Source organism: Streptomyces sp. CNH189, from assembly GCF_000527195.1.
Genome location: NZ_AZUS01000034.1, coordinates 1 through 12,727, shown reverse-complemented (window position 1 = coordinate 12,727; position 12,727 = coordinate 1). Strand labels below are relative to the sequence as shown.

Sequence of the window (12,727 nt, the reverse complement as noted above, 5' to 3'; positions counted from 1 at the left end):
CCCGCGAGCGCCCGGTCGGCGCCGTGTCCCCGGCGTGGCTCAGCCCGCCGACTCCGCCGCGTGCGGGTTGAGCGCGCCGGCGGCGACCAGGGCGAGGACGACCACCCCGAGCGCGATCCGGTACCAGACGAACGGCATGAAGCTCTTGGTCGAGATGAACTTCATGAACCATGCGATGACGACTTTGACGGAGGGGACTTGACCTGCTGTTTTCCGTCACTTTTCAAGATCGAATGTGAGAGCGGTGGGAGATGGCACCTTCCAGTGCTCTCTCTCGCTGGCAACGAAACGCAGCCACCTGGTGTGCAGCGAACCCGCAGTCTCCGGTTTGCAGCGAACCTGCAACCTCCTGCTCCATGGCCAAAGCAACGGGCGAGTAGAGACCATCCACGCCGGCGACCTCGTGGCCCGTGCGGGTCTCCACGGCGATACGACTGTGTCGATCTTCGTCCAGCCACTCCTTGCCGCCGTGACGAAGCAGGTACAGCCGCTTTCCGGCGCTCGTGGTCGCGGGGAACCGGCCCCTGACCCGTGGTCGAACTGTCCAACAAGGCACTGGCCGCAGTGCGCGCCTCGGTCGCTCACCCGCCCGGATGAGATCTTCGGCAAGGGCAGGACGTGTGAGGCCGACCGGGACGATGAGGACGACAACGTGCCCCGGATGGGCTGATCGGCCAGCGAAGAGCTGTGCCGCGGTGACCTGCATGCCCTGGCGGTCGCCGGAAGTGCTCCAGCGGTCACCGCACCCCAGCGGGGGCTGGCCGCGTTTCTGCGTCTGACCCCCGGGTGATCCCCGCACCCGGGCACCGCTGCTTCGGTACTCGTGCCCGTACGGGGCGGTGTAGCCGGTGGTCGGGTGCACGGTCGCCTCAGCTTGTCGGTGCCTCGGCTGGCGTGCGAGGTATGCGCTACTTCAATACGGCCGGGCCGTGTGCCCCTCATGCGTCACTACCGTGTGCCCCTCATGCGTCACTACATGGTGTCGGGCCCAGGAGCGGCTGCCCAGGGCCTGCGAGTACATCGAGCAGAGCCAGTATTTCGTGGTGCACGCGCCACGGCAGACCGGGACGACAACGGTGCTGGCGGCGATGGCCCGGGAACTGACGGCCTCGGGCCGGTAAGGCGGGTGCGCTAGCCGGGGCCCCGGCGAGCTCCTTGCCGTGGCCCGTGTGGCTCTCGCGCTGCCGTACCGGTATGTGAGAGATGGCCGGCGTCCGCTGTTCTGCGACGCCAATGACCCCGAACCCCACGCTCGCCTCGTCAGCGGCTTCCACCAGCCCGGCACGCCGGCCCGCTGGCGGCGCGAGGCGGAGGCGGACAGCGCGGCGCCGACCTGCCGGGCCCGCCAAGCCGCCTACCTGCCCCGGCAGGACGAGGGATTCGACCAGCTCCGCAACGCCCAGCGCCGGACGCTGCGGGCCATCTGCTCTGTAGTGGGAGCCCGACAATCGCGGGTTCAACCTGCATCCTGATTGGGACGGTCGTCGGGGTTCGACAGGTTGTCGTCCTGCCGGTGTCAAAGCAAATTGACACACCCGGAGTGGTGGTCTGGATGAGGTCGCGGATCGCGGCCACGCCGCGGGCGATGCTGCGGTCTTCGGACTCGCTGCCCACGGAGACCCGGATGTAGCGATCGCATGAGTCGGACACCGGGCAGCCAGGACTCCGCCCGTTCCTCGTGGACCAGCAGGGTTTATCAGGCAGAGGGATTCCGAAGTTTGGGACATGATACTGTCGGCCGCTTCTCCCAAGTCTTCCCGGCTCCCGGAGAGCTGGGTGACAAGTGAATCGTTCGTCGTTCGGCTACGCCATTGTGCGGCTAATGATTCCACCAGGCCCCGGACCTTGAGCAGATCCTTCTCCAGGATTTTCGTGGTGGGTAACACGTTCATTCCTCTCAAAGGCATGTCAAACAACTGTAATTCGGCCCATATCCGATGTAGCCAACGCCGCCCACAGGCAGCGCCGCATCCTGCGCGTCCTGTCGCCTTACATGTCGGCGGTCACGTAATTACGTGACCGCCGACAGCCCGACGAGATCAGCTCTCGGGTGCAGAAGGGCGGGAAGGCGCCTGCGGAGTTCACCGAGCTGGCGGTTCTGACGCCTATCCTGATGATGTGTCGATTCTTGCGGCTGGGGCTGTCCAATTCTGTCGATGTGTAAAGAGAACCTCACACGCTTTGACTGGCAGTGGCAGGTGCTAAGGGGCTGCACTGCACTATCGCACCGCCGAAGTTCCCTTCACGGGCGTGCCCATCACACGGCCGAACGGTCCATGACGGGTATGCCGGGAGTCCACAGTCCACTTCGGATCGGCGATTCTTCAGCAGCACACACAACCGCGCCCCTACTAACCTTGCTGGAGTGATGTCGTGAGGGTCGGCGAGTTGTGCTTATCGCAGTAGGCCGGTGACATGAGGTATCCACAAGGGGGGCGGGCTGACCGCGGACGACGGGCGTTTCGCGAGCACATCCGGATGCGGGTGGCCGAGTTAGTCGCCCTGGGACACGACATTGCCGCCATCACCAAGCAGTTACGTGTCAGCGTGCGGTCGGTACAGCGGTGGTACCAGGCATGGAAGCACGGCGGAACACCGCCCCTGGAGTCGAAGGGGCAGGCGTCCAGGCCCAGCTGAGTGAGGCATTCTTCGAGGTGCTCGAGCAGGAGTGGGCCAGGGGACCGGTCGCTCATGGCTGGCCGGACCAGATGGACACCGGTGCGGAGCGCAGGGCGAAGGAGCACAGGCTGATCAAGATGCTCATCACGGGCGCCGGTCGAGCGCGGCGTCACACGACTGAAGGCGTGGCGGGTTTTCCGCCGGCCCGGTGCAATCCGAATCGAATGCCGTCAATCGCCGCGGCTGTCCATACCCTGGAGCGGCAGGTTTGAAACAGCTCAGTAGATACTTACGGTCGTTGCCGAGAGCGTTCACTTCAAGCCATTGCGGCCTGAACCTCCCATTGAAACTTTAAATCGGACCTGAAAGCCTCATCACTGACACGGCAGCTGCAAGCCTTGATTGTTGAGGTATCCGTGTAGGTCAGGAGGGTGGGCGCGGGAACGGCCACCGTGATCAAGCACGTTTGTGACGACGATCAAGGACCAGGTGGCCGTCGAGGCCACGATAGCCGAGCGGGCCCGGACAGCGGCGTTCGGGTCGCTGATAGCGGCGGTGGCCGTCTGCTTCCCGCGCCGGGACTCGCGGATGCTGGGCAGGACGATGACACGGAGGATGCTGATGGAGTTGGAGCGGCGTATCTGCTGGACGCTCGCACAGGATCTTGGCCCTGACGGGCCGTACCGGCTACGGCACTTTCTTTCGCGCGGCGCCTGGAAGCATGACCTGGCCCGCGAACCTCTCGCCGCCTGGACGGCAGGTACCTTGCTGACGATGAGGCCGTGCTGGTCGTCGACGGGACGGCCGATGAGAAGTCCTCCATTGACTGCGTGGGTGCATCCCCCAGTACTCCGGCGCGCTGGGCGGGTTGGGTCTGTGCCAGGTCGCCGTCCATCTCACCTACGCCTCCGTGCACGTTCACGCACTCATCGGCCGTCAGCGGTACCTGCCGACGGCCTGGGCCGAAGACGAGGAACGCCGGCTGCTGCGGCACGTGCCTGACGAGATCACCTTCGGTACCAAGCCGCAGTTGGCCGCCGCTATGCTGCACCGTGCCCATGAACTGGGCCTTGCTGCCCGCTGGTTCACCGGCGACGAGGTCTACGGCAGTCTGGAGTTGCGCCGCACCGCCCGCACGCTGGGCTTCGACTACGCCCTGGTTGTCACAGCCGACTACCGCGCCACCACCGCCGCCGGCCGCTTAGCGGACACACCGCTGGCCGCGAAGGTCCCGGCCAGGGCCTGGATGCGCCTGCGCACGGGGCAACGGCACCAAGGGCGACCGGCACTACGACTGGGCATTGATCGACGTCCTGCCCGACGACACACCTCCGGGTCAGGACGCAGCCACCACCGGACACGCCTTCCTCCCCGTACGCCGCCACCGCTACACCTGCGAACTGTCCCTCTAACGCTGCCACTCGGCTGCCCTCGTCAGCCTCACGGCTCTCGTGAACATCATCTGCACCCGATGGAAGATGGAGAAGGACTTCCAAGGAGCGAAGGGCCTGCCCGGACTCGACCAGGCAGGTGAGCTGCTGGACCTCCTGGATGAGCTGGAGCCTGATCAGCCTGTTCGCCGCCGCCGTCTTCGCCCTCAGCCACGCCCGCACCCGCACTCGCACCACCGACGGAGCCGGACATGGCCTGGAACTCGCCCCCTGCCAGTGGCCGCGAACTCCTGGCCATCCTGCGGATCACCGCACTTCCGCAACCTCGACGCGACCGGGACCACATCCTGCGCTGGTCCGCCTGGGGCCGCCATCACCAGCACCAGGCCACCGAGGTCCACCGCCGGTGGAACAACATCACCGCCGCGGCAGCCACGTGACCCAAGCCCAGGGATCAAGATTTACAGAATGCCGTGACTGAAGGGAAGGAGAAGGATTTTAAATGCCGATAAGGTCATTTCTAGCAGCTTCTTCGCGCGCATTTCCCAATGCTGAGACATGTGCAAAATGTCAACTCATCCGACAGGCGATAGCTCTCTGGCTGAATGGCTGGTCCGACCGCAGTCTGTATCTTACTGAAGAAGCTGTTGCCAAGACGGCCGCTGACTCTTCATGCGACTGTGACCTGCGTACTGGAATGTGGTTGGCTTTCCTGCTGACAAGGAGAGGCGAATCCAATCGCGTGACGAAACTTCTCTACCATCCAGAGAATCCGAAAAGCAGTCTCTCCGGCCCGGTGATCTCCCCGGCCGGACTCTCGCTGGCCCGGTCACACCTGGCTTTCATGGCCGGAGACCTGGACGCAGCAGCGGCCCTGAGTGACCAGGTATCTGCGCAAGTCGAGGGTAACCGTGAAATCCGTATCGCGAGTCACCTCATCCTGGCATTGATCGCTTTGCGGCGTGGAGAAGTGAATACGGCTTCGTCGCACATGCAGATGATAACCGAGGACGCATTCATGGGACGTCTTACCGTGTTGGCGGGACCGTGCGCATGGGTGAACGTGCGGATAAGCGAAGCCCAAAGGGGAGCCGAGGGTGTCGCACCAATCATCGAGGAACTCGTTGACTTCGGCCCGGTCAGCAGGAACGTACTCCTGTCACAGTCGGCTGCCGCCCCCTGGATCGTGCGGCTGGCGCTGAAATTCGACCAGAAGTCAACGGCGCACAAAGCAGTGAAGCTGGCTCAGAAACTGGCTGAAATGAACCCGCAGCACCATGCGTTGGCCGCATCAGCCCTCCACGCGCAAAGTCTATTCGAGCGAAATTTGGTCGATCTGCGGCTCGCTGCGAAGACGCAGGCTCACTCCTGGGCGCGAGCTTCGACTATAGAAGACATCGGAAAGCTCTTGATCCGTGAGCGGTCGCAACAGGAGCAGGCCATAAGAATATTCGAGCAGAGCGCTGACGCCTACATCAAGGCGGGGGCTCCGCGTGATGCCTTGCGAATCAAGAAGAGACTGTGGGATCTCGGTGTTAGGCACCACCAATCCCGTTGGCGCGCAACCCCACCGACGGCGATCGCGAATCTCACCGAAACAGAAGCCAAGGTAGCTCAATTGGTAGCGCAAGGAATGACCAATGCTCAGACGGCTAAACGCCTCTTTATATCTCCTCATACCGTGGCCTACCATCTAAAGAAAATATTCTGCAAGTTGCAGATCTCCTCACGCGTGGAATTAGCCAGGGACTGGACCAATATTGAGGGTTTCCAGGGTGGCCTCCGGACGGGTAACGGCGGGACCGTACGCAGCGGACAGGGCTCCCGCGCCGTCGGGAGAGGTGTCTAGGTCTCAACTCTCCAGCTCAGGAACTCTGTTGGTCCCATACCCTGCCGCACTCGACCTGCCGCACGCACTGGAGTGGGTGACGATGAGGGTGACCGACGCTGCACACTCCGGTTGCCCAGCCGTGCGGTGATCGCTCTCGCGTACCTGTGTGGACAAAGGGTTCGAAGCCGGCGCCGAAGCGGTGGCACACGCTTCCACCCTCGGTCCATCCCGTGAAATCTGATCACGGGTGCTGAGTGGGTTCCGGGTGCGGGCAGCGTTGATCGCCGGGTACGGGGCAGGGCCAGGACTCCGTCGTTCTCACGGCTGACCCGAAGCCGCAGCAATGGACTCGATACCCCAAGTCGGCGATGACCGGACAGTTTGTGACAGGCAGCGGACCGACGGATCCATCCCGGCTGACCCCGCAGTCGCGAACGCCGGTGGACGTAGTCCTGGGGCCCGTCAGTACAGCGGCGGGCCCAGACCAAGCTCGGTGCTGGGAGATGCCTGTCGAGCTGCGCATGAGGCCAAACCGTACATGCCATTTTCATGGGTCTCATGCCTTCGGTCAGGAGCTACCAGACCAGGGGATGCCTCGCGAAGACCGCACTGTCTAGTGTCGTGCGGGTCAGCTCTCGGTTTCGCGGACCAACTGCGGTCTTGACGAACTGCCCAGCAAATCTCAGGGGTCTGTGTGTCTTCTCTTCTTCACATCGATGCGAGCATCCGCCATGAGGGTTCCACGTCGCGTCAGCTGACCTCGTATTTCGCGACCCAGTGGCGGCAGAACCACCCCGGCGCTGGCTACGTCCACCGCGACCTGGGCGCCCAGCCCATCCCCCATCTCACCCATCCCGTGCGCGAGTACGTTATGGACCCCAGTCGCGATCACGGTCAGACGGACGAGGAGAAGGCGCTCGTCGACACGGTGGTGTCTGAAGTGCATGACGCCGACACGATCGTGCTCGGCGTGCCGATGTACAACTACACGATCCCGTCAAACGTCAAAGCCTGGATCGACCTGCTGGTCAGCCCGGCCCACGCGATCCTCCCGGGGGCCGATTCCGGTCCGCTCAGCGGGAGGTCGGTCATCGTGGTGACCGCGCGCGGCGGCTCCTACGCTCCGGGGACCCCGCGGGAGGGCCACGACTACCAGGAGCCGTACCTGCGGCACATTCTGAAGGCGATCGGTCTCGCGGACAACCTCACTTTTGTCCACGCCGAGTTGACCCTGGCCGCGATCGTGCCGGCCATGGCGGAGCTCAAGCCGCTGGGGGAGAAGTCCCTGGCAACTGCCCAGGAGACGCTCAAGAAGCTCGCAGCCTGATGCCTGCATGCCCGCAGATCTCTTAGGAGTCCGCACCCGCTTGCCGCAACCCGCTGGAGACCGCGGGCGGGCGGAAGCGCATCGCCGGCCGGCCGAGGACAAAGGTCTTCCGGCGCGGCCACCTCTTCCTCGCCGACCGTGCAGCCGAGGTCATCGCCCCGGTGGCCTGGCGGCCCGCGCCCTGATGCATGCGACCGGCGCAGGCCGATGACGCAACCACAAGAAGAAGGCAGCCCTTGCACGAGATCATCAGCGCACTCCTCTCCGAGGAGGTCACATCGGGAGATGTGGCGGGTGTGCGTCTGCCGGAGTACTACCCGGGCGATATGGTGCGCCGGGGGGACACCGCGATGTCCGAGTAGATGGACTCGAAGGCGACGGATCTCCATAAGTCCCTGCGAGTGCAGGAGGCCGCGACACCGTAGCCGGGTCCGGGCGAGGCTTTGATCGCCGTGATGGCGAGCGCGATCGACTACAACACCGTGTGGCCCTCGATCTTCGAGCCCGTGCCGACCTTCGGCTTCCTCGAGCGCTGATGCCTCAGTGAGCAGGCCAGGCGCCACGACCTGCCGCACCGCGTACTGGGCTCGGACCTGGCGGGGGTGGTGCTGCGCACCGGCCCTGGCGTGAACCGGTGGCGACCCGGGGACCGGGCCGTGGCGCACTGCCTTTCCGTCGAGCTGGAGAGCTCCGACGGCCACGACGACACAATGCTCGATCCAGAGCAGCGCATCTGGGGCTTCGACACCAACTTCGGCGGCCTCGCTGAGCCGGCGCCGGTGAAGTCCAACCAGCTGATGCCCGAGCCGGAGCATCTGACCCGGGAGGAGGTCACCTCACCGAGGCTGGCGAACTCGACCGCCTACCGGCAGCTGGTCTCCCGCAACGGCGCGCAGCTGAAGCAGGGCGACAATGTACTGATCTGGGGCGCGAGCGGCGGACTCGGCTCGTACGCCCCCCAGTTGGCGCTTGCCGGGGGAGCGAACCCGATCTGTGTGGTCTCCTCGCCGCAGAAGGCCGCCGTCCGCCGTTCCATGGGAGCCGAAGCGGTCATCGACCGCAGCCGAGGACTACCGGTTCTGGAAGGACGAGACCGACCAGGTGAGCTACAGCACGGGTCACCACCACGGTCTCATAGCTTCGACCGGGACCTACCAGAGCAGGGGATGCCTCGCGAAGGCCGTCCTGTCTAGTGTCATGCAGGTCAGTCCTCGACCTTCGCGGACCATCTGGAGTCTTTCGGCCCCGCTCAGGCTGCGCCAGCCGGTCCAAGACATCGCAAGCTCGGAAGCCGACCGTCACACGGTCCAGCTGACTCACCTCTACGGACATGCACGCTTGCCGAGCAGCAGTTGGCCATCCCCGTTAACCGGTTAGGAGTTCGAGTCAAGGTGCTTCCCGACCTGATCACCCCGCTACCGGTCATCCTGAGTGAGAACGCGGGCCGGTTCCCGGACAAGACCGCTTTCGAGGACGACCGGTACGCGGTCACTTACAGCGAACTCGACGCACGGACGAGGAGACTGGCCGGTCACCTGGTCGGCCTCGGTGTCCGGCGCGGCGACCGGGTGGCTCTGTGTCTCGGCAACTCGGCGGCGATGGTGGAGAGCTACCTCGCCGTGGTACGGGCCGGCGGCATCGGCGTACCGATCAACCCGCAGGCCGCCCCGGCGGAAATCGAATACCTCCTGGCCGACAGTGGAGCGGCGTTCGCCCTCACCGGCGCTGCACACGCAGAGACTTTCCTTCAGTCAATTCCCCGTGCGACCCGCGGGATGTCCGTCGTCGTGGCCGGCGCCCTCGGCGCCGGTGCCGGGCACATGCTGCCCCCGGGCACCGTACCGTTCGAGGAACTCGTCGCCACCGAGCCCGTCAACGATGCCCCAGACGACCTCGGCCTTGACGAGGTGGCCTGGATGTTCTATACGTCGGGTACGACCGGCCGCCCCAAGGGCGTCCTTTCCACCCAGCGCAACTGCCTCTACTCTGTTGCCTCCTGTTACATTCCCGTGCCCGGCCTCTCCGAGCATGACCGCGTGCTGTGGCCACTGCCGCTCTTCCATAGCCTGTCTCACATTGCCTGCGTCCTGTCCGTCACTGTCTCCGGCGCCACCGCCCGGATCATGGACGGCAGTTCGGCCGACGACATTCTGACGGCCCTGCGTGAGGACCGGTCCACCTTCCTGGCCGGCGTCCCCACCACCTACCACCACCTGGTCGACAGGGCCCGCCGTACCGGCCTCTCTCTGCCCGATCTCAGGGTCGGCCTCGTCGGCGGTGCCGTCACCGGCCCTGGACTGCGCCGCTCCTTCGAGGAAGCCTTTGGCATCCCCCTCGTCGACGCCTACGGCAGCACCGAGACCTGCGGGGCCATCACCATCAACCCGCCCGACGGCCACGTGGTCCAGGGTTCCTGTGGCCTTCCCGTGCCCGGTGTCGGAGTCCGGATCGTCGACCCCCGCACCGGGCAGGACGTGCCCGCAGGGCACGAGGGCGAGGTCTGGGTCAGCGGGCCGAACGTCATGGTGGGCTACCACAACAACCCACAGGCCACCGCCGAGGCCCTACAGGAGGGCTGGTTCCACACGGGCGACCTGGCCCGGCGCGACGAAGCCGGCTACTTCACCATCTGCGGCCGTCTCAAGGACGTCATTATCCGCGGCGGTGAGAACATCCACCCCGACGAGATCGAGGCCACCTTGCGCGTGGCCGAGGGCGTGGCCGACGTCGCAGTCGCCGGCATTCCCCACGACACCCTCGGCGAGGTCCCCGTCGCCTGGGTGGTCCCCGGTCCGGCCGGCGTCGACCTCGCCCGGCTGCTCGACCACTGCCGCACCCAACTCTCCCAGTACAAGCTCCCCGAGCGCATATACGAGGCCCGGACCATCCCCAGGACCGCCTCGGGGAAGGTCGTCCGGCGCCTCCTCGCTGACTTGCCGGCCCGGCTGCGATATGCCGCCGACGGTCACCACGAGGGACTGATGCTGAGGGACTGGAGCAGGGTGGCAGTCTCCCCTGACGCGCCGGAAAAGCTGCGCTGGGCAGTGGTTGGCCGGACTGCCATCACCGACGGCCTGGTCGCCGCTCTTCGGAAGGCCGGCGTCGCCGACGTACGGCAATACGCTGACCTTCCAACGTCACGCACCGCCCCTGACACGGCCACCGACGTGACAGTCCTCGCAGAGGCAGACGCGGACACATTGACGCCGACCTGCGCTGGAGGGAGCAAGGAGACCGGGTCCCGGTTCGTCGTCCTCACCCGGGGCGCGATGGGCGTCACCGACCGGGACGAGACGCCAAAGGGCGCCGAAGTTGCCTTGTGGGCAGCCGCACGGGCTGCACAGGCCGATGGGGGTGACGGCGCCCCGCTGACAATCGTCGACGTCGAAGCCTGCACCCCGGAGTCCGAGTACGCTGCGGCGCTAATCGCCGCCGTCTCCTCGGGCCTGCCCCAGCTCGCCGTACGGAACGGGGAACTGATACGGCCCAGGCTCGTGCGCCTCCCCGTCGCCGACAGGCCGGATCTTGCCACGCCGGGGATTGACGGCGTCGTGGTCGTCACAGGTGCCGACACGAAGACTGGCTCGGTCCTCGCCCGCCACCTGGTCACCGAGCACGGAACACGACACCTCGTGCTCGTCCAGGCAACGAATACCAACGACGAGTGGAGCCAGGACGAGCCACTGCCGGAGGGGGTGGATATCGTCCGCGTCGTGGCCGACGGCTCGGATTCGCTGGAGTTGTATGAGGCGCTGACCAGGACCGGTCCAGTGACCGCGGTCGTCCACACCGCTGACGATCCCGAACTCGCCCGCACGCTCCATGACTTCACCGCCGACGACGATCTCGCCGCGTTCGTCGTGGTGACCGACGCTGCCGCACTGGTGGGCGCGCAGTCCGACGGCCTCGCCTCGACGGTGGTCACCGCCGCCCTCACCGAGTCCGTGGTCCGCAACCGCCGACTGCACGGATTGCCCGGCTCGCTGCTGGCCCTCGGCCGGCCGGACGAGGGCCCCGCCGCCTTCGACACGCTGATCGCGACCGGATCCCCGGCCCTGCTGGCGCTTTGGCCGAGCACCATCAATCCCGGCGACCGAGTGCAGACGCTACTCGACACTCTGACGGAACAGGAGCCCCGCGCCACCGCCCAGGCCGACGAGACGATCACCGCCGCCCTACGCGCGCGCCTGGCCGACCTGGACGAGCGGTCCCAGCTTGCCCTGCTCGGCGAGATGATCCGCAAGGAGACTGCCGACGTCCACACCCACACGAGCACCGAACCAACCCCGGTGGGCCGGTCCTTCCGCGACCTCGGCCTCGGCTCCCTCGCCGTCGTCGAGCTGCGCAACCGGCTGACCGAACGGACCGGGCTGCGTCTGCCCACCACCGTGACCTTCGACCACCCGACTCCCGAGTCCCTTGCCGCACACCTTCGGGCCAGAATCCTGGGTCTGCACGACACGGCCAGCGAGGCGACGGCTGACAAGGATCGGACCGGGACCGCAGATCCCACGGAGCCGATTGTCATCGTGGGTATGGCGTGCCGCCTTCCAGGCGGTGTGGCGAGCCCCCAGGACCTGTGGCGGCTCATCAGCGAGGGCCGGGACGGTGTGTCCGGCTTCCCGGAGAACCGAGGCTGGGACCTGGACGGCCTGTTCGATGCCGACCCGGAGAAGACCGGCACGTCGTATGTCGATCAGGGCGGCTTCCTGCACGAGGCGGGCCTGTTCGACGCCGGGTTCTTCGGGATCTCGCCGCGTGAGGCACTTGCCATGGATCCGCAGCAACGGCTGCTGCTGGAGACCTCGTGGGAGGCGCTGGAGCGGGCCGGGATCGACCCGTGGACGCTGAAAGGTCGTGACGTCGGGATCTTTTCAGGCCTGATGGGACAAGGGTACGGGCTGTCGGGTGCGGCTCCGGCGGAACTCGAGGGCTTCGGCGAGACGGGCACGGCGTCGAGCGTGGCATCCGGGCGCGTGTCGTACGTGTTCGGTTTCGAGGGCCCCGCGATCACCGTGGACACGGCCTGCTCATCCTCCCTCGTGGCCATGCATCTGGCGGTCCAGTCGCTGCGCCAGGGCGAGTGCTCCATGGCGCTGGCAGGGGGCGCGACGGTGATGGCGGACCCCTCCACGTTCGTGGAGTTCTCGCGGCAACGTGCACTGTCCTCGGACGGCCGGTGCAAGTCGTATGCGGATGCCGCGGACGGTACTGGCTGGGCCGAGGGTGTCGGGGTGGTGGTGCTGGAGCGGCTGTCGGAGGCGCGGCGCAACGGGCACAGGATCCTCGCGGTGATCCGTGGCAGTGCGGTGAATCAGGACGGTGCGTCGAATGGCCTGACTGCGCCGAANGGTCCGTCGCAGCAGCGGGTGATCCGTAAGGCGTTGGCGTCGGCCGGTCTCTCGGCGGCGGATGTGGATGTGGTGGAGGGGCACGGCACGGGCACGGTACTCGGCGATCCGATCGAGGCGCAGGCGCTGCTGGCGACGTACGGCCGTGACCGGGAACCCGGGCGCCCGTTGTGGCTGGGTTCGTTGAAGTCGAACATCGGTCACACGC

Annotated in this window: 4 protein-coding genes and 6 pseudogenes; 9 read left to right on the top strand and 1 reads right to left on the bottom strand. The window is 66.1% G+C overall.

The annotated features are described in order from the left end of the window. Window positions 1–39: 39 nt before the first annotated feature. A pseudogene (locus B100_RS36150) lies at window positions 40–180 on the bottom strand (undecaprenyl-diphosphatase); the annotation flags it as partial. A 2,235-nt stretch (window positions 181–2,415) separates the two neighbouring features. Here B100_RS36150 and B100_RS36140 point away from each other — a divergent pair. The 9 genes and pseudogenes from B100_RS36140 to B100_RS37900 all read left to right on the top strand — a co-directional run. Further along, complete coding sequence (locus B100_RS36140) at window positions 2,416–2,637, top strand: helix-turn-helix domain-containing protein (RefSeq protein ID WP_106967141.1); 222 nt, start codon at window positions 2,416–2,418, stop codon at window positions 2,635–2,637. 850 nt (window positions 2,638–3,487) lie between these two features. Then, a pseudogene (locus B100_RS37910) lies at window positions 3,488–3,799 on the top strand (transposase); the annotation flags it as partial. Window positions 3,800–4,261: 462 nt separating this feature from the next. Next, window positions 4,262–4,450 (top strand): hypothetical protein, encoded by a 189-nt coding sequence (locus B100_RS0132070; protein ID WP_024888443.1) that lies wholly within the window; start codon window positions 4,262–4,264, stop codon window positions 4,448–4,450. Between the two features lie 302 nt (window positions 4,451–4,752). Then, window positions 4,753–5,859 carry a LuxR C-terminal-related transcriptional regulator gene (locus B100_RS36130; protein WP_158686768.1) on the top strand — a complete coding sequence of 369 codons (1,107 nt, stop codon included), beginning with the start codon at window positions 4,753–4,755 and terminating at the stop codon, window positions 5,857–5,859. 28 nt (window positions 5,860–5,887) lie between these two features. Next, window positions 5,888–6,006, top strand: a pseudogene (locus tag B100_RS36810) (IS5/IS1182 family transposase); the annotation flags it as partial. A 529-nt stretch (window positions 6,007–6,535) separates the two neighbouring features. After that, the gene (locus B100_RS0132065; protein ID WP_024888442.1) at window positions 6,536–7,168 is read left to right on the top strand and encodes an NAD(P)H-dependent oxidoreductase; all 633 of its coding nucleotides are present in this window, start codon (window positions 6,536–6,538) and stop codon (window positions 7,166–7,168) included. Between the two features lie 419 nt (window positions 7,169–7,587). Continuing rightward, window positions 7,588–8,269 (top strand): annotated as a pseudogene (locus B100_RS34605) (alcohol dehydrogenase catalytic domain-containing protein); the annotation flags it as partial. 290 nt (window positions 8,270–8,559) lie between these two features. Continuing rightward, window positions 8,560–10,017 (top strand): annotated as a pseudogene (locus B100_RS37905) (class I adenylate-forming enzyme family protein); the annotation flags it as partial. Between the two features lie 1,386 nt (window positions 10,018–11,403). After that, window positions 11,404–12,727 (top strand): annotated as a pseudogene (locus B100_RS37900) (acyl carrier protein); the annotation flags it as partial.

Bases quoted from the DNA above. Each gene is read 5' to 3' on its own strand.
- B100_RS36140 (WP_106967141.1), top strand. From the start codon at position 2,416: ATGAGGTATCCACAAGGGGGGCGGGCTGACCGCGGACGACGGGCGTTT.
- B100_RS0132070 (WP_024888443.1), top strand. From the start codon at position 4,262: ATGGCCTGGAACTCGCCCCCTGCCAGTGGCCGCGAACTCCTGGCCATC.